Below are 20,950 nucleotides of genomic sequence, written 5' to 3' on the forward strand. Positions count from 1 at the left end.
CGTCCATGGAACGGTTGAAGGTTGAACTGGGTGAACGCAGCTATCCCATCGAGATAGCTGCAGGCTTGTTGCAGCGTGCTGATGTGCTGACATCGGCTATCAAGGGCAAGCGGGTAATGATAGTGACCAACACGGTCGTTGCCCCGCTCTATCTTGAGCTGGTCACCTCCCGACTCTCCGGTTTTCAGGTCGAGCACTTGATCCTGCCGGATGGCGAGGCTTACAAGAACCTGGCAACCTTCGAGCAGATTATGTCTGCTTTGCTTGAAACCAGCCATGGCCGTGACTCTACGTTGATCGCCCTGGGGGGCGGTGTGATCGGGGATGTGGTGGGCTTTGCGGCAGCAAGCTATCAACGTGGCATTCCTTTTATCCAGATCCCGACCACCCTGCTCTCCCAGGTTGACTCCTCTGTGGGCGGTAAAACCGCTGTCAACCATCCCCTCGGCAAGAACATGATTGGGGCTTTTTATCAGCCCAAACAAGTTGTTATCGATACCGAGTGTCTCTCTACCTTGCCCGCCCGCGAATTTGCCGCAGGGATGGCCGAGGTGATCAAGTACGGCATCATTTGGGATGCTGATTTCTTCAGCTGGCTGGAGCAGAACATGGTTCTGCTGCAACAGCTTGATCCTGCTGCGTTGGCCTACGCCATCAAGCGCTGCTGCCAGATCAAGGCGGATGTGGTCGGTCAGGACGAGACCGAGCATGGCGTACGAGCACTGCTCAATCTGGGCCACACCTTTGGTCATGCTATCGAAGCGGAACAGGGCTACGGCAACTGGCTGCACGGTGAAGCGGTGGCGGCTGGCGTCATGCTGGCGGCCTGGACGGCTCAGGCCCGTGGCGAGATGACCGAGCTGGAAGTTGCTCGCGTTCGCGCTCTGCTGCTGGCGGCAAACTTGCCGATCAAGGCACCGGCCGAGATGGATTTTGCCGCTTTTATTCGCCATATGCGTCGCGACAAGAAGGTACTGGAAGGCAAGCTGCGTCTGGTTTTGCCGGTCGGTATCGGTCATGCCCAGGTGGTTGCAGATGTCTCCGACGCAGAGCTGTTGGCGGTGATCGAGTCAGGTCGTGAGTAAACTCCTTCAATTTCCTTCCCAGCGGCAGCTGGTTGACCGGCTGCTGCATCTGATTGAATTCAATCACCCTTTTATCTTTCTCTCCGGCAAGCCCGGGAGCGGTCGCGGTACCCTCTGCGAGTCACTGCTCGGCAAACTGCCGGAAAAAGTACGCGTCGTCAGCCTGATAGGCACTCCTGCCATGAAGATGGTGGATGTGCGTCAACTGCTGCTTCCTCAAGTGGTGGCCCGCCCGCTGTTCAACCCGCAGGATGCGCTGGCTGACAGCTTCTTTCGCATGCTGGAGGGGAGCAAACCTGCCACCCTGTTGCTGATGATCGAGCGGGCAGACGAGCTGCCTGCCGAGCTGCTGGGAGAGCTGTGGGCCATCAGCCGCCACAACGATACGCTGGCAATACCGCATCGCCTGGCCATCATCGTCTCCGGGAGCGATCACTGGTGTCGCAGCCAGCGGCCTCTGCTCAAAGGGCGAGCCATGCCGGCGCTGGAGCTGGAGGTGCCGCCACTGAGCCCACCGGAGCAACGCATCTTCTTGTATGAAAAGGCCAAAGAGCTCAAGATCCCGACGACCCTCTTGCCCAAGGTCAAAGTGGAAGAGATCCTGACTACGGCGAATGGACATCCGTCCACCATCATGCAGTTACTGGAGGATATCATGACCGACAGAAGGCCCAAGAAGCGTCAGGCCGAGTTGCCCGTCAAGAAGATTGCCACCGTCATCGCGGTGGTGGCTGGTGGTCTGCTGGCGATGAGCTATCTGCTGCCTGCTCTGTTTAGCAGCGACAGCAAACCTGCCATGCAAGACCCGGCTCAGACAACCCCCTTGCCCATCCAGGTTTCAGGCGGCGATCCCCTGACCGTCGGCAGTGGCGATAGCAGCCAGCAGGCTGTGCAGGATAATGGCAGCGGCGATGCTAGCAGTGCTACTGGCGTAGTGAAGGATTGGCAACCGGAGGCCAAGGTGCTGCCCAAGTCGGTCGACAGCGATACCGTCACGACCGAATCTACCAACTACGAGGGGCGCCGGGTGGTGATCTCTGACGAGGTGGTGCAAAAGCTGATGAGCGAGCCCAAGGTGAGCGGTGCATTGCCGACCGATGTGGTTGACGAGCTGACCGGCAAAGGCCCTGCGGTGGCGAGTGGTGCTGCCACGACGGCCACGACCACAGCCAAGGCAGCGACCAGTGCGCCGGTTACCACAACGAGCAAAACCGCTATGCCAGCGGCAACTACCCGCAGCGAACCGGTCGCCGCGCCAGCGCCCAAGATGGAGCTCACGCCCGTGGCGACTCTCACCAAGAAGCCGCGCAACCACTACAGTATCCAGTTGATGGGGGCGAGCAACACCAAGGCGGTTGATCAGTTTGTTGCCGAGCATGGTTTGGCGGGCAAGGTGTGGGTCTATCAGACCAAGTTCCGCGGTAGCCCCTGGTATGTGGTTCTGCAGGGGGATTACGCCGGTTTGAGCCAGGCTAAAAGCGCCATTCGCAAACTCTCCCCCGAGCTGCTGAAAGGGCAGCCCTGGCCCAAGTCGTTTGCACAGGTACAAAAAGAGCTGAAGCAATAGCCTTGATACCGGATAAGGGGGTAGAATCGACCCCCTTTTTGGGTCTTGCCTTCTTACACACCGGATTTCCATGAAAAAAACACGCGCTTTTTTAAAATGGGCCGGGGGAAAATACTCCCTGGTTGAAGAGATCGCCGAGCGTTTGCCAGCCGGGCGTGTGTTGCTGGAGCCTTTCGTCGGGGCCGGTTCTGTCTTCCTCAATACCGACTACGACGCCTATGTGCTCAATGACATCAATCCGGATCTGATCGCCCTCTATAACCATCTCAAAGAGACGCCGGATCACTTCATCGACGAAGCGCGCAAGCTGTTTGTGGCCGAGCATAACCACAAGGCTGCCTACTACCGGCTGCGTACCCAGTTCAACCAGACCGATACCAGCTTCGAGCGCTCCCTGCTGTTCCTCTTCCTCAACCGCCACGGCTTCAATGGTCTGTGCCGTTACAACAAGAAGGGGGGCTTCAACGTCCCGTTTGGTTCCTACAAAAAGCCCTACTTCCCGGAGAAGGAGCTGTGGGCCTTTGCCGAGAAGGCACAGAAAGCGACTTTTATTTGCGAAAGCTACGCCGATGCCATCAAGCGGGCCGAAGAGGATTGGGTTATTTACTGCGATCCTCCCTATGCGCCGCTCTCGACCACGGCGAGCTTCACCACCTATGCAGCCGGCGGCTTTACGCTGGACGATCAGGCGGTGCTTGCCCGTCTGGCGCGGCACACCGCGGCCCATAAGGGCGTGCCTGTTCTGATCAGCAATCACGACATCGAACTGACCCGCGAGCTCTATCGCGGCGCCCGTCTCGACGAGATCCTGGTCAAGCGCACCATCAGCCGTAACGGCGGTACCCGCAACAAGGTGGCCGAATTGCTGGCACTCTATCCACCCGGAATCGAACCGGAGCAGGGCTACTACCCCAGCGACAGCGAGCTGCTGCCGTTGAGCTAGCAACAAGACGGCACCTTCGGGGGCCGTTTTTGTTTGGCGAGCCGACCTGAATGGAAGCAGGGTAGGGGATTGCCCCATTTCTCCCGCTTTCGAGTCGTTTTCGCCCGCCATTTACGTTAAAATTGCGCCGCTTTTTCTCCCTGGCTGCCAATGGATGATGCTGATGAAAGACTTTCTGATTGCCCCCTCGATCCTCTCTGCCGATTTTGCCCGTCTGGGTGACGACGTAGCCAAGGTACTGGCTGCCGGTGCTGACGTGGTTCACTTCGACGTGATGGATAACCACTATGTCCCCAACCTGACCATTGGCCCCATGGTCTGTCAGGCGCTGCGTGACTTTGGTATCGAGGCCCCCATCGACGTGCATCTGATGGTCAAGCCGGTGGATCGCATCATTCCCGATTTTGCCAAGGCGGGTGCTTCCCTCATCACCTTTCATCCGGAAGCGTCTGACCACGTCGACCGTTCTCTGGGCCTGATCAAGGAGATGGGCTGCCAGGCGGGTCTGGTGCTCAATCCGGCTACCTCGCTCTCCTGCCTCGAGTATGTGATGGACAAGCTGGACGTGATCCTGCTGATGTCGGTCAACCCGGGCTTCGGTGGCCAGAGCTTCATCCCCGGCACCCTCGACAAGCTGCGTCAGGTGCGTCGCCTGATCGACGAGAGCGGCCGTGACATTCGCCTCGAGATCGATGGTGGGGTCAAGGTCGACAATATCCGTGAAATCGCCGAAGCGGGTGCCGACATGTTCGTCGCCGGTTCTGCCATCTTCGGCAAGCCCGATTACAAAGCGGTGATCGACCAGATGCGTGCGGAGCTGGCTCATGTCAAACGCTGAGCGTGCATTTGACCTGGTGCTGTTCGATCTGGACGGCACCCTGATCGACAGCGCCGCCCAGCTGGCGCTGGCAGTCAATCTGACGCTGGCTGATTTGGGTCTGGAACAAGCAGATGAAGCGGTTATCCGTACCTGGGTCGGCAATGGCGCCGACAAGCTGATCCAGCGGGCCCTTGCCTATCGTGAGGCCGACCCCGAGCTGTTTGCCAAGGCCCGTCCGATCTTTTTCCAGCACTACAATGCCTGTTTGCTGCAGGGATTGGCCATGTATGATGGGGTTGCCCGGAGTCTGCGCCGCCTGCAAACCCTGGGTTATCAGCAGGCGATCGTCACCAACAAGCCGAGCGATTTTGTCGCGCCTATTCTTGATGCCCTCGGTATCAGCGATTGCTTCGCGCTCTGGCTCGGTGGCAACTGCGTACCGGTCAAGAAGCCGAGTCCGGAGCCCTTGCTGCACGCCTGCCAGGAGCTGGGAGTGAGCCCGGCTCGTACCCTGATGGTAGGTGACTCCGAAAATGATGTGCTGGCTGCCAAGGCGGCCGGCATGAAGGTTGTGGGCCTGACCTACGGTTACAACTATGGTCGCCCCATTGCCGACTCCCGGCCTGACTGGGTGTTCGAACACTTTTCCCAGCTCGATGCGCTGCTGAGCTAAGCGCGTCGCCGGACTGGCTGAATTACAAGGATTACTACTCTCATGACCAAACCAATCGTATTGAGCGGGGCACAGCCCTCCGGTCAGCTGACCATCGGCAACTACATGGGCGCACTGCGTCAGTGGGTCAACATGCAGGATGAGTACGACTGCCTCTACTGCATCGTCGACCTGCATGCCATAACCACCCGCCAGGATCCGGTTACCCTGCGCAAGGCCTGTCTCGATGCCGCCGCCCTCTATCTGGCGGTCGGTATCGATCCCAAGAAGAGCACCGTTTTCATCCAGTCTCACGTGCCGCAGCACGCCGAGTTGGGCTGGATCCTCAACTGCTACACCCAGATGGGTGAGCTGTCGCGCATGACCCAGTTCAAGGACAAGTCCGCCCGTTTCGAGAACAACGTCAACGTCGGCCTGTTCGGTTATCCGGTGCTGATGGCAGCCGATATCCTGCTCTATCAGGCCAATCAGGTGCCGGTCGGCAACGACCAGAAGCAGCATCTCGAGCTGACCCGCGACATCTGCACCCGTTTCAACAACCTCTATGGTGAGGTGTTCACCATGCCGGAGCCCTTCATTCCGACCGAAGGGGCGCGAGTGATGAGCCTGCAGGATCCGACCAAGAAGATGTCCAAGTCGGATGACAACGAGGCCAACTTCATCGGCCTGCTGGAAGATCCCAAGCAGATCGTCAAGAAGATCAAGCGTGCGGTAACCGACTCCGACGATCCGGCCGTGGTGCGTTTTGATCCAGAAAACAAACCGGGTGTCTCCAACCTGCTGACCCTGATGTCCGGTGTGACCGGTCGCTCCATCCCCGAGCTGGAGCAGCATTTTGAAGGCAAGATGTACGGTCACCTCAAGACCGAAACCGCCGAGGCGGTTGTCGCACTGCTGGAGCCGATTCAGGCCCGTTTCAATGAGCTGCGTCAGGATGAGGCCCATCTGATTGCGATTTTGGCCGAAGGGGCACAAAAGGCGCGTGAAAGGGCTGAAAAAACTTTGACCAGCGTATATGATGTAGTCGGCTTCGTTCCTCGAGCCTGACATACTGGGAAGGTGTAGTAGAAGAGAGCTGGGTATTTGCCTGGCTTTCTTTATTTTCCCCAGCTCTATTTTTGTTTGATTTTATTATTCCAACCCGGGATATATCCCCAAGAGTACCCATGTCTGTTCAACCGAATATTTCAATTGAAGAGCTGAGTGACAAAGGTCACTGGCTGCGCAAGTTTCGCAAGGCGAAAAACCTCAATACCCTGCAATTGATGGTCTCCAATGCCATCGACAAGCATCACAAGACCGCTGCCATCGCTGCCGCCATCTATCTGGCCGAATGTCAGCGTGAGCGGGAAATGGAGCAGGGTCGTTTTCTCGATCGTTAATTCTCCGCTGCTGGTTATCTCATGTTGCTGTTAATTGATAACTACGACTCCTTTACCTGGAATCTGGTGCAATATTTTGGTGCGCTGGGTCAGGAGGTAGAGGTCAGACGCAATGATGAACTGACGCTGACCGATATCGAGCAGTTATCTCCCTGTTTTCTGGTTATCTCTCCCGGCCCCTGTACTCCCAACGAGGCAGGTCTCTCTCTCGACGCCATCACCTATTTCGCTGGCAAGCTGCCCATTCTCGGCGTCTGCCTTGGTCATCAGTCGCTGGCGCAGGCGTTTGGTGCCCGCGTGGTTCGCGCGCGTCAGGTAATGCACGGCAAGACCTCCCTCATTCGCCATCGCGGCGAAGGGGTATTCTGCGGCCTTAAGGATCCCTTGCGGGTGACCCGATATCATTCGCTGGTCGTGGAGCGCGAGACGCTGCCCGACTGCTTCGAGATCACAGCCTGGAGCGAGCATGCAGATGGCTCGTTCGACGAGATCATGGGGCTGCGCCACAAGACGCTCAACATCGAGGGCGTGCAGTTCCATCCGGAGAGTATTTTGAGCGAACAGGGCCATTTGCTACTGGCCAATTTTCTGACCCGTTCATAAAAAGTTGTGACCGCCTTCTCAATATCGAGAGAAGGCAAAAAAAATTTCTCTGACACTTTATTCACCCCCTCTCCTGCCCAAATTATCTCTTGCCAAGCCCCCCTGAGTCGTTATGCAATGCGGTTGCCTAAAATATCAGGGGCAGTCGAACATTGTTCCTTACAGGCCCTCTTGTTACAGACTTTTTACTTTATTTCTGTGATAATCCCGTCACGTTTACACGGATTTAACTTTTGGGCGGTGGATTATTCTGTCGCCGAATCGAAGGAGAGCTATATGTCAGAGTTGTTGGCAGTGACACGTGAAGTGTTTGATGAAGTGATGGTTCCCAACTATGCACCGGCCAAGATCATCCCGGTTCGTGGCGAAGGATCACGTGTCTGGGATCAGGATGGTCGCGAGTATGTCGACTTTGCCGGGGGCATCGCCGTAAACGGCCTTGGCCACTGCCATCCCAAGCTGGTCGAGGCCCTGAAAAGCCAGGGCGAGAAGCTGTGGCACCTCTCCAACGTGATGACCAACGAGCCGGCCCTGCGTCTGGCCAAGAAGCTGGTCGCCGCCACCTTTGCCGACAAGGTCTACTTCTGCAACTCTGGCGCCGAGGCCAACGAGGCCGCCCTCAAGCTGGCTCGTCGCTACGCCATTGAAAAGTTCGGTGAGCAGAAGACCCAGATCATCGCCTTCAATCAGGGCTTCCACGGTCGCACCTTCTTTACCGTCAGCGTCGGCGGTCAGGCTGCCTACTCCGATGGTTTCGGGCCCAAGCCCGGTGACATCACCCACGTCCCCTACAACGATCTGGCCGCGCTGGCTGATGTGATCTCCGACAACACCTGCGCCGTGGTGATGGAGCCGCTGCAGGGGGAGGGTGGCATCATTCGTCCCACCGACGAGTTTGCCAAAGGGGTGCGCGAGCTGTGCGACAAGCACAATGCCCTGCTCATCTATGACGAAGTACAGTCCGGTGTCGGTCGTACCGGCGAGCTCTACGCCTACATGGGGCTTGGCGTCACGCCGGACATCCTCACCAGCGCCAAGGCACTGGGTGGCGGTTTCCCCATCGGCGCCATGCTGACTACCAACGAAATAGCCTCTTACCTGAAAGTGGGCACTCACGGCTCTACTTACGGTGGCAACCCGCTGGCCTGTGCGGTGGCGGAAGCGGTGATCGATGTGATCAACACCCCGGAGGTGCTGGCGGGTATCAAGCAACGCGAGCAGCTGTTCCGTGATGGGCTTGAAGCCATCAATGCCAAGTACCACTGCTTCAGCGAAATCCGCGGCAAGGGGCTGCTGCTGGGCGCCGCTCTGAGCGAAGAGTACAAGGGGCGCTCGCGCGACTTCCTGCTGGCCTCCATCGATCAGGGGCTGATGGCGCTGGTTGCCGGCACCAACGTGGTTCGTTTTGCTCCTTCGCTGGTGATCCCGGAAGCGGACATCAAGGAGGGGTTGGCCCGCTTCGAGAAGGCGGTCGCCCAGGTGGTTAACGCCTGATCCAAATTGAGGTGGGGAGCCCTCCCGGCAGGAGCCGGGACCCCACCTGACGTCAATGAAAGGGAGTTGTCATTTATGTTGGTTATCCGTCCCATCGAGCAAAAAGATTTTGCCGGGCTCAAGACCTGCGCCATCGAGTCCGGCACCGGCATGACCTCGTTGCCCGTCAACGATGAGCTGCTGCAGCGCAAGATCGATGCTTCCACCCAGACTTTTTCCGACAAGCCGGCCGGCAAGGGGGACTGCCTCTACTTCTTCGTAGCCGAGGATCTCGAGACCGGCGAGATGGTAGGGACCTGCGCCATAGATGCGGCAGTCGGTCTCTCCCAGCCGTTTTACAACTACCACATCGGCAAGGTGGTGCACTCTTCGCCCAAACTCGGTATCTACAATGTGGTCGAGACGCTGACTCTCTCCAATGACTACACCGGCAATACCGAGCTTTGCACCCTGTTCCTGCGCGAATGTGCCCGCGAGGGGCTCAATGGCCGCCTGCTCTCCAAGCACCGTTTTCTGTTTATGGCCGAGCACCCGGAGCTGTTTGACGAAACCGTCTTTGCCGAGATGCGCGGCGTCTCCGATGGCAATGGCCACAGCCCCTTCTACGAGTGGCTGCAGACCCACTTCTTCTCGATGGACTTTCCCACCGTCGACTATCTCACCGGCATCGGCAAGAAGCGCTTCATCGCCGAGCTGATGCCCAAGTACCCCATCTACGTCAACTTGCTGAGCAAGGAGGCGCGCGCCGTCATCGGCCAGACCCACGAGAAGACCCGTCCGGCCATCAAGATGCTGCAGGACGAGGGATTCGTGAATCGCGGCTATGTCGATATCTTCGATGCGGGACCGGCGGTCGAGTGCGAGTTGAAGAACATCCGCAGCGTGCGTCGCAGCCAGAAACTGCGGGTGCTGGTGGGCGAGCCCATCGGTGGCCGCACCCACCTGCTTTGCAACAGCCGCTTTGAACAGTACCGTGCCTGTTATGGCAATATCCGCGTCGATCTCGACAAGCACGAGGCCATCATCCCGCCCAAGATGGCGGCGGCACTCAAGGTGCAGGATGGCGACATGGTGCGGGTAGTCGACCTCGACTGAAACAGACAGGACAAGCAAACCGATTATCAGGCAGGCAGCCGAGGCTGCCTGTCAGCGACAGGGAGTGAATGGATGAGCCAGTTAGTGCAATTTATCGACGGTCAGTGGCTTGCTGGTGAAGGCAAGCCGTTCGAGTCACGGGATCCGGCCAAAAACGAGGTGATCTGGCAGGGCACTGCCGCCAGTGCAGCTCAGGTCGATGCGGCCGTCAAGGCCGCCCGCGCCGCCTTCTACCACTGGTCTGATATGGATCTCGAGGATCGACTGACCATAGTGCGTCGCTATGCCGACCTGCTGGGTGAGCACAAGGAGGCGTTGGCGCTGACTATCGCCCGCGAAACCGGCAAACCGCTGTGGGAGACCCGCACCGAAGTGGCCGCCATGCAGGGCAAGATCGCCATCTCTATCCGCGCCCATGACGAGCGCACCGGTACGGTGGAAAACCCCATGCCGGGCGCCAAGGCGTTTGTCCGTCACAAGCCCCACGGTGTGGTGGCGGTCTTTGGCCCCTACAACTTCCCGGGCCATCTGCCCAACGGTCATATCGTACCGGCGCTGATCGCGGGTAATGCCGTGGTGTTCAAACCCTCCGAACTGACCCCTATGGTGGCGGAAGCCATGGTCAAGGTGTGGCAGGAAGCGGGGCTGCCCAAAGGGGTCATCAATCTGGTGCAGGGCGAAGTCGAGACCGGTAAGGCGCTGGCGGGCAACCCCGATATCGATGGCCTCTTCTTTACCGGTTCCTCCCGCACCGGTCATTTCCTCCATCAGCAGTTTGCCGGTCAGCCGGGCAAAATTCTGGCCCTCGAGATGGGTGGCAACAACCCGCTGATCGTGAAAGAGGTGAGTGACATCGACGGTGCCGTCCATGCCATCATCCAGTCGGCGTTTATCACCTCCGGTCAGCGCTGCACCTGCTCGCGCCGCCTGTTTGTCGAGCGCGGCGAGCGTGGCGATGCGCTGGTCAAGCGACTGGTCGAGGTGGTGGGCAAGATCAAGGTCGGCCTCTATGACGCCGCCGAACAGCCGTTTATGGGGGCGATGATCAGCGAGAAAGCGGCGATTGGCATGGTCGAGGCACAAACCAACCTGCAACAGCTGGGCGGTGAGAGCCTGCAGGTGCTTGAGCACCTGAAAGCGGGCACCGGCTTTGTCTCCCCGGGCATCATCGACGTGACTGCGGTCAGCGCGCTGCCGGACGAAGAGTACTTCGGCCCGCTGCTGCAGCTCATTCGCTATGACGATTTCGATGCGGCCATCGATCTGGCCAATGCCACTCGCTACGGCCTCTCGGCCGGTCTGCTGGGTGACAAGGAGGCGGACTGGAATCACTTCTTCAAGCGGATCCGCGCCGGCATCGTCAACTGGAACAAGCCCATTACCGGTGCTTCCAGTGCCGCGCCTTTTGGCGGTATCGGCGCTTCCGGCAACCACAGGGCGAGCGCCTACTACGCCGCTGATTACTGTGCTTATCCGGTTGCCTCCGTGGAAGACAGCAAGGCAGCTATGCCGGAGCAGCTCTCGCCGGGCCTCTTCTTCTAAACAGACAACTACAAGGGGCACCCATCGGGGCCCCGTTTCGTACCCGCAATCAAAGGAAAGAGAGATGCAAAAGGATATCGACACCCTGTTCAGTCATCTGTGGGACAACTACATCAAGGTGACGCCGAGCGCCCTTAAAGTGCATGCCCTGCTAGGGGGCGGTGAGCCCATCATCAACGACCACATTGCCTTTCGGACCTACAACCTGCCCAAACTGGGGTTGGAGAAGCTGGCCGCCCACTTTCTGGCGCTGGGTTACGAGCAGAAGGGTGAGTATGTGTTCAAGGCGAAGAAGCTCAACGCCAAACACTTCGAGCACAAGGATCCCGATGCTCCCAAGGTGTTTATCAGCGAGCTGAAGGTCGAAGAGCTCTCCGCAGGCGCACAGGCCATCATCCACAAGCTGGCGGATCAGGTGCCCGAGCATCTGACCGATACACCGGCATTTCTCTACGCTGGTGCCCCCTGGCAGGTCTCTTACGCCGACTACCAGACCCTGCTGGCGGAGAGCGAGTATGCGGCCTGGATGGCAGCCTGGGGTTATCGTGCCAACCACTTCACGGTCAATATCAACAAGTTGAAGGACTTCGACACCATCCATCAGGTCAATGCGGCACTCAAGGCGGCGGGTTTTGTCCTCAACAGCGTGGGTGGCGAGGTGAAGGGAGATCCGCAGGTCATGCTGGAGCAATCCTCCACCATGGCCGACAAGGCGGATGTGCCGTTCAGCGATGGGGTGCGTACCATCCCGAGCTGCTTCTACGAGTTTGCCCTGCGCTACCCGCAGCCAGATGGCGTGCTCTATCCGGGCTTCGTCGAGGCGTCGGCCGACAAGATCTTCGAATCGACCAATGCGATGTAAGGGTCGGTGAGCGGCACGGGTTGTGCCGTGCCACTTGGCATGAGAACGCCTCCCCTGTGGAGGCGTTTTGTTTGCAGTTGGTGGCGGCTCCCTCTCCGGTTATCAATGACTTAAGAGGAGAGGGGGTATGGGTTTTGCTGGTGTTTGGTGTGGCCGAATTGTTGATAAAAATGTGAACGAGATCACTCGATACGCCACAGATTGACGCAGGCAAGCGGGCAAAAAGGAGTAGAATGACGCTTTATTTTTGCGGGGCCAATCGATGCCTAACTATCACTTTTTCAAGCAAGGTCAGTCGCTTACCTATCTCGATGCGAATGCACCCAGCTATAGCGATGAGCGTCGACATCTGGTTGCGCAGGGTTTTGCTGCCATCGCTGCGCCCACCTTTGCGGATAGTCCGAGCAAGGCGCTGGAGTTGCTGTGCGCTCATCAGAAGCAGCATGAGTTGCATGCCGATGGCTTTACTCTCACCGTGTCTGAAGTACCTGCTTCAGTGGCCTCCCTCTCGGGCAAATAGGTCGGGCAAATAGGCGTCAGCCAGTTACGAGTCGGGGAGCTGACAGGCTCCCCGAAAATGATTGCAGTTGTGCTCTGGCACGGTGGCGATGTCCCTGTTATCTCGGGTGCCACTCTCCCTCAAGCACCAGCATGGTATCCATACCTGCCGCCTTGCCTGCCTCAAGCCCGATCTGGGTATCTTCAAACACCAGACAGTTGGCCGGATTGGCCCCCAGCTGTTCGGCTACCTGCAAGAAGGTGTCCGGGTGCGGCTTGTGGTTGATGACGTCATCGGCGCTCACCACCACAGAGATATAGGCGTCGAGACCGGTACTCTTCAGGATCGACTCCGCCTGATTGCGCGGTGAACCGGTACCAATCCCCATCGGCACCTTGCCGTGGTAGTGCCTGACCAGCTCCCACATCCGGGGGAAGACGCTGACCTTGTCGATATGCTCCATATAGAGGGCAATCTTGCGGCGGGCGAAGGCGTCGGTATCTACCTTCAGTCCCTGCTGCTCGGCCAGCATGGCGATGATCTTGCGAGTCGGAATGCCGCCGTACTGGTAGAGCTGCTCCCGCTTGAAGGGGATGCCGAATTCGGCGCAGGTGAGCTCCCAGGCATCGAGGTGGAGGGGCATGGAATCAACCAGAGTGCCATCCATATCGAAAATCAGGGCATCGTAGTGATCAAACCGGTACTGCTCGCTCATGGGGACTCCTTGGCTAAATAGGGCAGGCTAGCAGATCGGGGACCTGGATTGTGGGATCGGCCTCATGGTTGAGGATGGCCGGCCGTGGTTTTTTCTATCTCTTGCTGATTTGTGAGACAATAATTCGCTCAATGCCGGATCCTTTGGCATATCAGATTAGCGAGTCCTCTTATGTCCCCGAAAACCATCTTCTCGAGTGTGGCGCTGGTGATCGCACTGGGATCACTGGAAAAAAGCATCGTCACTACCCCGCTGCCCATGATTGGCGCCGAGCTGCATGCCGGTGGCGCCCTTACCTGGGTGGTGACCGCCTACCTGCTGGCGGCCACCGCCGTGCTGCCCCTCTACGGCAAGCTGAGCGATCTTTTTGGCCGGGTGCGGATGCTCAATATCGGCATCGGCCTGTTTCTGGCGGGCTCGGTGGCCTGCGCTCTCTCCCAGGATCTGCAGACCCTGCTGGCAGCGCGGGTGCTGCAAGGGCTGGGGGGCGGTGGCCTGATTGCCCTCGCGTTTACCGTGATTGCCGATACCATTCCGCCGCGGGAGGTGGGCAAGTATCAGGGCTACATCTCGGCGGTCTATGCTGTCTCCAGCATCGCCGGCCCCTTGCTCGGCGGCTACTTCACCGAGCAACTCAGCTGGCGCTGGATCTTCTGGATCAATCTGCCGCTCGGGGCGCTGGCGGTCTTTCTCATCAACCGCAACCTCAAGCAGCTCAACGTGCGTCGCCACAGTCGCTTCGACTGGAAGGGGGCGGGTCTGCTGATTACCGCCACCACGCTCACCCTGTTGCTGCTCTCGCCGGAGGCGGCGCTGCCCGCCGTCTGGCTCTCGGCGGCGCTGGGCGTTGCACTGCTGCTGCTCATTCTGATTGAGCGGCGTGCCCACGACCCCATATTGCCCGCCCATCTGGCCCGGCTGCCCGGCTATCTGGTGAGCGTGCTGCTGGTGATGCTCTCCCAGCTGCTGATGTTTGCCGTGCTGGTCTATCTGCCGTTGCAGATGCAGTGGCAGAAGGGGATGAGCGCCAGCGAGAGCGGCGCCATCATGGTCATCTTCATGATTTGCATCACTGCCGGCGCCTTTGTCGGCGGCAAGCTGATTGGTCGTACCGGTCACTACAAGAGCTTTGTTGCGGTGGGCTTTGGCCTTGCGGCGGTGGCTCTGTGGCAGATCCACTTCGATGCCTGGGTCAGACTGGCGCTCGGGTTTGCCGGTATTGGTCTCGGTCTGGTGCTGCCCGCCCTCTCGGTAGTAGTGCAAAATGCCCTGCCACGGCAGGATCGCGGCATCGGCATGTCGCTGTTCAACTTCGGACGGGAGCTCGGCGGTGCCGTCGGCGTGGCCATTTGCTCCATGCTGTTCCACTTCCGCCTGCCAGCCGGCAGCGATGGCGATCTGAGCCGGCTCGCGCCCGATCTGCTGGCCCCGGGCTTCAGCGCGACCTATATCGGCATGGCACTGATCGCCACGCTGGCGCTGCTCATCACCCTGTTGGCGTTGAAGCGCCATGAGCTGGCCTCCATCAGCGCCTGATTTGGCCTGCGCCGACATTGGCTCACCATAGATAGCATCAGGGCTCCCCGCGGGGAGCCCTGATTGTTATTTGGTGAACAGAGTGGCTGCTGCCATCAAGCCGAACGCGGCTTACTCCTGCGCTGGGCTCTCCTTGCCCGCCAGCTGGCTCAGCCAAGCGAAGCGGCGATTGGCCTCCTGCTCCGCCTCTTGATAGAGCTGGCTGGCCACCTCCGGCAGCTGGCGCTCCAGCCGCTGGAAGCGGGGCTCATGGCGCAAGGTCTCGGCCAGCGAGGCATTGGGGGCCCGCGAGTCGAGCGCCAGCGGCAATTTACCCTCGTCAGCGCGGCGCGGATCGAAGCGGTAGAGGGGCCAGAAACCGGTGGCGGTAAGCTGCTTCATCTGCTCGTGGCTCTCGGCCATGTCGTAGCCATGTTCCTCGCAGGGGCTGTAGGCGATGATGAGCGAGGGGCCCGGGTAGGCTTCCGCCTCCTGAATTGCCTTCACTGTCTGGTTCATCTGGGCGCCGAGGGAGATCTGCGCCACATAGACGTGACCATACATCATCACGCTGGCCCCGAGATCCTTGCGTGCCTTGCGTTTGCCCTGCTCGCCAAACTTGGTGATGGCACCGAGTGGCGTCGCCTTCGACTGCTGGCCGCCGGTGTTGGAGTAGCACTGGGTATCGAGCACCAGCACATTGATGTTCTCCCCCAGACTCAGCACATGGTCGAGTCCGCCAAAGCCGATGTCGTAGGCCCAGCCATCGCCGCCGATCAGCCAGACCGATTTTTCCACCAGATAGTCCGCATCGCGAGCCAGCTCTTGGGCTGCCGGGATCGGGCTCTCCTGCAGCAGCACTCGCAACTGCTGGATATGGGCCCGCTGCTCGGAAATCGGCAGGGTGGTATCGCCGATCGCCTCGCGCAGCGCTGCCGGAATGGTGTCGCCCAGGCTCGCCAGCAGACGGCGCACCCGCTCCCTGTGCTGATCGACGGTGAGGCGGAAGCCCAGTCCGAACTCGGCGTTGTCTTCAAACAGCGAGTTGGCCCAGGCCGGCCCGCGCCCCTCGGCGTTGGTGGTGTAAGGGGTGGTAGGCAGGTTGCCGCCATAAATGGACGAGCAGCCGGTGGCGTTGGCAATCAGCAGCCGATCGCCATATAGCTGGGTCAGCAGCTTGATATAGGGAGTCTCGCCACAACCGGAGCAGGCGCCCGAGTATTCAAACAGCGGCGAGATGAGCTGGGAGGTGCGGATGTCGATGCGCTCCAGCTGCTCGGCGCTGCGCTCTGGCAGGTCGAGGAAGAAGTCGTAGTTGGCCTTCTGCTCGTCGAGGTGATCAAGGCGTGAAGCCATATTGATCGCCTTGCGATCCGGGTTGCTGCGATCCTTGGCCGGGCACACCTCGACGCAGAGGTTGCAGCCGGTGCAATCCTCCGGCGCCACCTGCAGCACGTACTGCTGGCCGCGCATGTCACGGGATTTCACATCCAGCGCATCCAGAGTTGCGGGAGCAGCGGCCAGCGCATCGGGTTCTACCACCTTGGCGCGAATGGCCGAGTGGGGACAGGCGGCGACACAGTAGTTGCACTGGGTACAGAGCTCCGCCTCCCAGATGGGGATCTCCTTGGCGATATTGCGTTTCTCCCAGCGGGTGGTGCCGACCGGCCAGGTGCCATCCGGCGGGAAGGCGGAGACCGGCAGGCTGTCACCCAGTCCCGCCAGCATGGCGGCGGTGACGGTCTGGACAAAATCGGGGGCCTTGGCCGAAACCACCGGTGGGCGCGGGCGGCTGGCGGGATCCAGTTCACCCAGCGGCACCCGAGTCAGGGCAGCGCAGGTTGCCTCCAGTGCCTGCCAGTTGCGTTCGACCAGCGCTTGTCCCTTGCTGCCATAGCTGGTGGCGATGGCCTGCTTCAGCAGGCTGGTCGCCTCCTCGGGGGGAATGATGACGCTGAGCTGGAAGAAGGCCATCTGCATCACGGTATTGATGCGGTTGCCGAGCTGGCAGTCGCGGGCAATTTTGGCGGCGTTGATGATGTAGAAGCGCGCCTCTTTCTCGCGCAGGGCGTGCTGCACCTCGCTGGGGAGGCGCTGCCAGATCTCCGCTTCGCTGTAGGGGGTGTTGAGCAGGAAGATGCCACCCGTTTTCAAGCGCTCCGCCATCCGGTACTTGTCGACAAACTGCCACTGATGGCAGCCGATAAAGTCCGCCTCTTCCACCAGATAGGCCGATTGCAGCGGCCGCTCGCCCACCCGCAGGTGAGAGACGGTGAGGCCGCCCGCCTTCTTGGAGTCGTAGACGAAATAGCCCTGCGGATAGAGGTCGGTGTGGTTGCCGAGGATCTTGATGCTGTTCTTGGCCGCCGAGACGGTGCCATCGCTGCCAAGACCGTAGAAGAGCGCTTCCAGCTTGTGTTGCTGGCTGTGGATGGGGCTTTGCGAATCCAGCGTGGGCAGCGGTAGCGAGAGGCCTGTGATGTCATCGAAGATGCCGACGGTAAAGCGCGGGCGCGGGTTCTCCTGTGCCAGCTCGGCAAACACTGCCAGTGCGCAGGCGGGGCCGAACTCTTTGGAGGAGAGGCCATAGCGGCCGCCGATCACCCGCGGCAGGCTTGCCCGCTCGCTCCGGCTGACCGCTTCGGCAAGCGCCGTCATCACGTCGAGATAGAGGGGCTCGGCCTGTGCGCCCGGTTCCTTGGTGCGATCCAGCACGGCGATGGCGCGGGCACTCTCGGGAATCGCGGCCAACAGGTGCCCGGCCGAGAAGGGACGGAACAGCCGTACCTTCACCAGACCGACCTTCTCCCCTTGGGCCAGCAGGCGCTCGATCACCTCTTCACAGGTGCCAATCGCCGAGCCCATCAGCACCACAATCCGCTCCGCCTGCGGGTGGCCAACGTATTCAAATGGCCGGTAGTGGCGGCCGGTCTGTTCGCCAAAAGCCTGCATCGCCTCGCTCACATGGCCATAGGCGGCGTCATACCAGGGGTTGCTCGCCTCCCGGCACTGGAAGTAGGTGTCCGGGTTGGCGGCGGTGCCGCGAATGACCGGTTTGTCGGGGGTGAGCGCCCAGTCACGATGGGCACGGATGGCATCTGCGGGCAGCAGGGCACGCAGGGTGTCGTCAGCGAGCGGCGCTATCTTGGCGATCTCGTGAGAGGTACGAAAGCCGTCGAAGAAGTGGATAAAGGGGAGGCGGCTGTTGAGGCTCGCTATCTGGGAGATCAGGGCAAAGTCCTGCGCCTCCTGCACATTGCTGGCACAGAGCATGGCACAGCCGGTCTGGCGCACCGCCATCACGTCCGAGTGATCGCCAAAGATCGATAGCGCGTGGGTCGCCACGGTGCGCGCCGCCACATGCAGCACGAAGGGAATGAGCTGACCCGCCAGCTTGTAGAGGTTGGGGATCATCAGCAGTAACCCCTGCGACGAGGTAAACGAGGTCGCCAGCGCGCCGGTCTGCAGGGCGCCGTGGACGGCGGCAATAGCGCCCCCTTCCGACTGCATCTCGACAACCCGGGGCACATCCCCCCAGAGGTTCTTGCCCCGTTCGCTCGACCAGGCCGACGACTGCTCAGCCATGGCCGAACTGGGGGTGATGGGGTAGATGGCGATGACTTCGCTGGTGCGGTACGCCACCGAGGCGACTGCGTTATTCCCGTCTGTGGTGATCATGTGTTTTCCACTTTGCTATGCCAGTTTGAAGGCCGATAGTTGCATCGGCAATGGATAGGTCGCAGGCATAGTAAGAGGGGCAATAAGAGCGTATCAAACGGGATAAATAATCAATTAATAAGTCAGTAATAGTGGTTAATTTAATCCCGTTACGTGGGGACGTGATTTTCTGCTAGTAGCCGGTGGGGTGGCGATTGACGGGCCATTGACATGGCCCGTCAGCACGGGGTTAACCCTGATCCACTCGCAGCCAGATGGCGCACTGATAAGGGGCGAAGAGCTGCATCGGTTCGCCAGGGTAATTGGCCAGCAGCAACCGCATCTTGTCTGTCACCTTGTCGAAGTGGGGCATCGGCAAGGGGGTCGCCGTGAGATTGGCGAGTAGCAGCAGGGTGTGCCGCTCTCCGCTGGCCGGATCCTGCCAGTGGCGGCGATAGCCGATACGATCTGGGTCACCCCCATCCAGCAGATCGAAATTGCCGTGGCGAATGACAGGGTGAGCCTTGCGCAGGGCGATGAGCTGGCGATAGCAGTGAAACGGCGAGTCGGGACGGGCCAGCTGCTCGGCGGCATTTATCTCGAGATGATTGGCGTTGAGGGCGATCCAGGGCGTGGCCGTGCTGAATCCGGCGTGGGGGCCGCCGTCCCACTGCATCGGGGTGCGGGCGTTGTCGCGGCCGATGGCATCGAGCCGCCGACTCAGCTCGGCAGGAGCCATCCCTGACTGGCTGGCGCGGTAGTTGATGGCCTCCACATCGCGCAGCTCGCCCGGCTGCCAGTGGCGGTTGGTCATGGCGAGCTCCTCCCCCTGATAGATGAAGGGAGTGCCCTGCATCATGTGCAGCACCATGGCCCACAGCCTGGCACTGGTTTCTCGCCACTTTGGCCTGTCATCGCCAAAGCGGGAGACGGCGCGGGGCAGGTCGTGGTTGCCGAGAAACAGGCTGTTCCAGCCACGCCCGTGCAGCCCTTGCTGGTGGAGGGCCATAGCCCGTTTGAAGGCGAGGGGATCAAAGCGGGATGACCACTTGTCACTGCTCAGCCCCAGATGCTCGAAGTTGAACACCATGCTGAACTCGCTGCCATCGTGGTTCGAATAGCGTTGCATATGGGCGAGATCGGCCCCCCAGGTCTCCCCCACCGTAATGATCCCTTTGCCGCCGAAGCTGGCGGCATTGAGCTCGCGGATATAGTCGTGCAGGCGTGGGCCATTGCTCATGGCCAGCCGGTCCCACTCCTTGCTCACCATGTCGATCACATCGAAGCGAAATCCCTTGATCCCTTTGCCCAGCCAGAAGTTGATCACCTCTGCCATCTCGGCCCGCACCGCCGGGTTGTCCCAGTCCAGATCGGCCTGACTGGGATCGAAGTTGTGCAGGTAGTAGCGATCAAGCGCTGGCACATACTGCCAGCCGCTGCCGCCAAAAATCGAGGTGACCGGGTGGGCATCGACAAAGGCTTGATCCCGGAATACGTAGTAGTCCTGATAGCGGGGATCGCCGGCCAGTGCCTTCATAAACCATTCGTGCTCGGTGGAGGTGTGGTTGGCGACGATATCCATCATGATGCCGATGCCGTGAGCGGCCGCTTCGGCTATCAGCTGCTCCATCTCGGTCAGGGTGCCGAAGGCGGAGTCGATGGCACGGTAGTCCGCCACATCGTAGCCGTTGTCCCGCTTGGGGGAGCGATAGACGGGGGTGAGCCAGAGCATATCGACCCCGAGGGTGGCCAGATAGTCGAGGCGCTGGCGGATGCCGTTGATGTCGCCCATGCCGTCGCCATCGCTGTCCTGAAAACTCATGGGGTAGATCTGGTAGATGACGCAGCTATCGAGGTCGATATCGGGCGTGTGAAGGGAGTGCGTATTCATCAGCATGGCCGGTTGGGGGAGAAGATTTTCTATCTTACGCAGATGAACGGGTACTCGACAGGGCAGGGGAAACCTTGAAAAGGGTTCCATAGTTGGCTGATTGCCAAAAGTGCGGGAAGGGTCACAAAGGTGCCATCCCAAGCCACGGCTGTGGTCGGGATGACACGGCACTTAGCACTGATACTCTGCAGGAATACAGGCTATTGAGCAGCCTTGGCCTGTTCGCTGCGCTGCTCCTGCTGCCGTTCGGTCTGGGCTTCCAGCTCTTTGCCGAGGAAGTAGTTCAGGAAGGTGCGGATCACCGCGATGATGGCGAGGCGGATCAGCTCCTCCTTGCTCGGCGCGACCGTGGTGGCCAGGATGTCGGCGGCGAGCTGGAACTCCAGCGCCAAGATGAGCCAACTGCCGAAACAGAGGCGAATGCGCGGAAAGCCGGGTTCGTGATCCTCCATCCGTGCCGCCAGCCAGAGGGTCTTGCCAAGCCCTATCACCACACAGGCGATGGAGATGATCTCCAGCAGCAGCTGGAACAGCTCGACCCCGTGCATCATCCCTTCTCTCAGGCTCACTATCTCAAACACTCGGGTCACCTCCATGATTCAAAAGA

General features: G+C 59.9%; 18 protein-coding genes. 14 read left to right on the forward strand and 4 right to left on the reverse strand.

Annotation, left to right across the window (positions count from 1 at the left end):
* The first annotated feature begins 5 nt into the window (after positions 1 to 5).
* From aroB to NOM67_RS15270, 13 genes are all read left to right on the forward strand, one after another.
* Complete coding sequence (gene aroB / locus NOM67_RS15210) at positions 6 to 1,085, forward strand: 3-dehydroquinate synthase (RefSeq protein ID WP_255938407.1); 1,080 nt, start codon at positions 6 to 8, stop codon at positions 1,083 to 1,085.
* Entirely contained in the window at positions 1,078 to 2,652 is a 1,575-nt protein-coding gene (locus NOM67_RS15215) for an SPOR domain-containing protein (RefSeq protein ID WP_104014100.1), read from the forward strand. Before aroB ends, NOM67_RS15215 begins: the two co-directional genes overlap by 8 nt.
* A 70-nt stretch (positions 2,653 to 2,722) precedes the next feature.
* Entirely contained in the window at positions 2,723 to 3,595 is an 873-nt protein-coding gene (locus NOM67_RS15220; protein WP_033113856.1) for a Dam family site-specific DNA-(adenine-N6)-methyltransferase, read from the forward strand.
* A 163-nt stretch (positions 3,596 to 3,758) separates the two neighbouring features.
* Positions 3,759 to 4,433 carry a ribulose-phosphate 3-epimerase gene (gene rpe, locus NOM67_RS15225; protein WP_041210023.1) on the forward strand — a complete coding sequence of 225 codons (675 nt, stop codon included), beginning with the start codon at positions 3,759 to 3,761 and terminating at the stop codon, positions 4,431 to 4,433.
* On the forward strand, positions 4,420 to 5,088 hold the full coding sequence (locus NOM67_RS15230; RefSeq protein ID WP_219276637.1) for a phosphoglycolate phosphatase: 669 nt from the start codon (positions 4,420 to 4,422) through the stop codon (positions 5,086 to 5,088). Before rpe ends, NOM67_RS15230 begins: the two co-directional genes overlap by 14 nt.
* A gap of 42 nt (positions 5,089 to 5,130) precedes the next feature.
* Complete coding sequence (trpS, locus tag NOM67_RS15235; protein ID WP_255938409.1) at positions 5,131 to 6,135, forward strand: tryptophan--tRNA ligase; 1,005 nt, start codon at positions 5,131 to 5,133, stop codon at positions 6,133 to 6,135.
* Between the two features lie 119 nt (positions 6,136 to 6,254).
* Entirely contained in the window at positions 6,255 to 6,470 is a 216-nt protein-coding gene (locus tag NOM67_RS15240) for a hypothetical protein (protein WP_019446358.1), read from the forward strand.
* Between the two features lie 21 nt (positions 6,471 to 6,491).
* Positions 6,492 to 7,073, forward strand: a complete 582-nt coding sequence (locus NOM67_RS15245; RefSeq protein WP_255938410.1) for an aminodeoxychorismate synthase component II — start codon at positions 6,492 to 6,494, stop codon at positions 7,071 to 7,073.
* A 276-nt stretch (positions 7,074 to 7,349) separates the two neighbouring features.
* On the forward strand, positions 7,350 to 8,567 hold the full coding sequence (locus NOM67_RS15250) for an aspartate aminotransferase family protein (protein WP_041210025.1): 1,218 nt from the start codon (positions 7,350 to 7,352) through the stop codon (positions 8,565 to 8,567).
* Positions 8,568 to 8,642: 75 nt separating this feature from the next.
* Positions 8,643 to 9,662 (forward strand): arginine N-succinyltransferase, encoded by a 1,020-nt coding sequence (gene astA, locus NOM67_RS15255; RefSeq protein WP_043850131.1) that lies wholly within the window; start codon positions 8,643 to 8,645, stop codon positions 9,660 to 9,662.
* A 72-nt stretch (positions 9,663 to 9,734) separates the two neighbouring features.
* Positions 9,735 to 11,204: a succinylglutamate-semialdehyde dehydrogenase gene (gene astD, locus NOM67_RS15260; protein WP_255938411.1), complete on the forward strand. Its 1,470-nt coding sequence runs from the start codon at positions 9,735 to 9,737 to the stop codon at positions 11,202 to 11,204.
* Between the two features lie 64 nt (positions 11,205 to 11,268).
* Positions 11,269 to 12,066 carry a DUF1338 domain-containing protein gene (locus NOM67_RS15265; protein ID WP_215805363.1) on the forward strand — a complete coding sequence of 266 codons (798 nt, stop codon included), beginning with the start codon at positions 11,269 to 11,271 and terminating at the stop codon, positions 12,064 to 12,066.
* A gap of 262 nt (positions 12,067 to 12,328) precedes the next feature.
* Positions 12,329 to 12,586 carry a hypothetical protein gene (locus NOM67_RS15270; protein WP_255938412.1) on the forward strand — a complete coding sequence of 86 codons (258 nt, stop codon included), beginning with the start codon at positions 12,329 to 12,331 and terminating at the stop codon, positions 12,584 to 12,586.
* A gap of 97 nt (positions 12,587 to 12,683) precedes the next feature.
* Here NOM67_RS15270 and NOM67_RS15275 read toward each other — a convergent pair whose 3' ends face one another.
* Entirely contained in the window at positions 12,684 to 13,280 is a 597-nt protein-coding gene (locus NOM67_RS15275; protein ID WP_255938414.1) for an HAD family phosphatase, read from the reverse strand.
* A gap of 171 nt (positions 13,281 to 13,451) precedes the next feature.
* On the opposite strand from NOM67_RS15275, the gene NOM67_RS15280 reads away from it, so the two are divergent.
* Positions 13,452 to 14,816, forward strand: a complete 1,365-nt coding sequence (locus NOM67_RS15280) for an MDR family MFS transporter (RefSeq protein WP_255938416.1) — start codon at positions 13,452 to 13,454, stop codon at positions 14,814 to 14,816.
* A gap of 111 nt (positions 14,817 to 14,927) precedes the next feature.
* On the opposite strand, the gene nifJ is transcribed toward NOM67_RS15280, so the two are convergent.
* The 3 genes from nifJ to NOM67_RS15295 all read right to left on the reverse strand — a co-directional run bounded on the left by nifJ (position 14,928) and on the right by NOM67_RS15295 (position 20,924).
* Positions 14,928 to 18,473, reverse strand: a complete 3,546-nt coding sequence (gene nifJ / locus NOM67_RS15285) for a pyruvate:ferredoxin (flavodoxin) oxidoreductase (RefSeq protein WP_255938418.1) — start codon at positions 18,471 to 18,473, stop codon at positions 14,928 to 14,930.
* A gap of 229 nt (positions 18,474 to 18,702) precedes the next feature.
* Complete coding sequence (locus tag NOM67_RS15290; RefSeq protein ID WP_255938420.1) at positions 18,703 to 20,343, reverse strand: alpha-glucosidase; 1,641 nt, start codon at positions 20,341 to 20,343, stop codon at positions 18,703 to 18,705.
* Between the two features lie 200 nt (positions 20,344 to 20,543).
* Entirely contained in the window at positions 20,544 to 20,924 is a 381-nt protein-coding gene (locus tag NOM67_RS15295; protein WP_255938422.1) for a DUF1622 domain-containing protein, read from the reverse strand.
* Positions 20,925 to 20,950: the final 26 nt, after the last annotated feature.

This window comes from Aeromonas sp. SG16 (assembly GCF_024436135.1).
In the GTDB taxonomy this organism is placed as follows: domain Bacteria; phylum Pseudomonadota; class Gammaproteobacteria; order Enterobacterales; family Aeromonadaceae; genus Aeromonas; species Aeromonas jandaei.

What these genes read in the sequence shown, in the direction of transcription:
- aroB (WP_255938407.1), top strand. Translation starts at nt 6, where the DNA reads ATGGAACGGTTGAAGGTTGAACTGGGTGAACGCAGCTATCCCATCGAG.
- NOM67_RS15220 (WP_033113856.1), top strand. Translation starts at nt 2,723, where the DNA reads ATGAAAAAAACACGCGCTTTTTTAAAATGGGCCGGGGGAAAATACTCC.
- rpe (WP_041210023.1), top strand. Translation starts at nt 3,759, where the DNA reads ATGAAAGACTTTCTGATTGCCCCCTCGATCCTCTCTGCCGATTTTGCC.
- NOM67_RS15230 (WP_219276637.1), top strand. Translation starts at nt 4,420, where the DNA reads ATGTCAAACGCTGAGCGTGCATTTGACCTGGTGCTGTTCGATCTGGAC.
- trpS (WP_255938409.1), top strand. Translation starts at nt 5,131, where the DNA reads ATGACCAAACCAATCGTATTGAGCGGGGCACAGCCCTCCGGTCAGCTG.
- NOM67_RS15240 (WP_019446358.1), top strand. Translation starts at nt 6,255, where the DNA reads ATGTCTGTTCAACCGAATATTTCAATTGAAGAGCTGAGTGACAAAGGT.
- NOM67_RS15245 (WP_255938410.1), top strand. Translation starts at nt 6,492, where the DNA reads ATGTTGCTGTTAATTGATAACTACGACTCCTTTACCTGGAATCTGGTG.
- NOM67_RS15250 (WP_041210025.1), top strand. Translation starts at nt 7,350, where the DNA reads ATGTCAGAGTTGTTGGCAGTGACACGTGAAGTGTTTGATGAAGTGATG.
- astA (WP_043850131.1), top strand. Translation starts at nt 8,643, where the DNA reads ATGTTGGTTATCCGTCCCATCGAGCAAAAAGATTTTGCCGGGCTCAAG.
- astD (WP_255938411.1), top strand. Translation starts at nt 9,735, where the DNA reads ATGAGCCAGTTAGTGCAATTTATCGACGGTCAGTGGCTTGCTGGTGAA.
- NOM67_RS15265 (WP_215805363.1), top strand. Translation starts at nt 11,269, where the DNA reads ATGCAAAAGGATATCGACACCCTGTTCAGTCATCTGTGGGACAACTAC.
- NOM67_RS15270 (WP_255938412.1), top strand. Translation starts at nt 12,329, where the DNA reads ATGCCTAACTATCACTTTTTCAAGCAAGGTCAGTCGCTTACCTATCTC.
- NOM67_RS15275 (WP_255938414.1), bottom strand. Translation starts at nt 13,280, where the DNA reads ATGAGCGAGCAGTACCGGTTTGATCACTACGATGCCCTGATTTTCGAT.
- NOM67_RS15280 (WP_255938416.1), top strand. Translation starts at nt 13,452, where the DNA reads ATGTCCCCGAAAACCATCTTCTCGAGTGTGGCGCTGGTGATCGCACTG.
- nifJ (WP_255938418.1), bottom strand. Translation starts at nt 18,473, where the DNA reads ATGATCACCACAGACGGGAATAACGCAGTCGCCTCGGTGGCGTACCGC.
- NOM67_RS15290 (WP_255938420.1), bottom strand. Translation starts at nt 20,343, where the DNA reads ATGAATACGCACTCCCTTCACACGCCCGATATCGACCTCGATAGCTGC.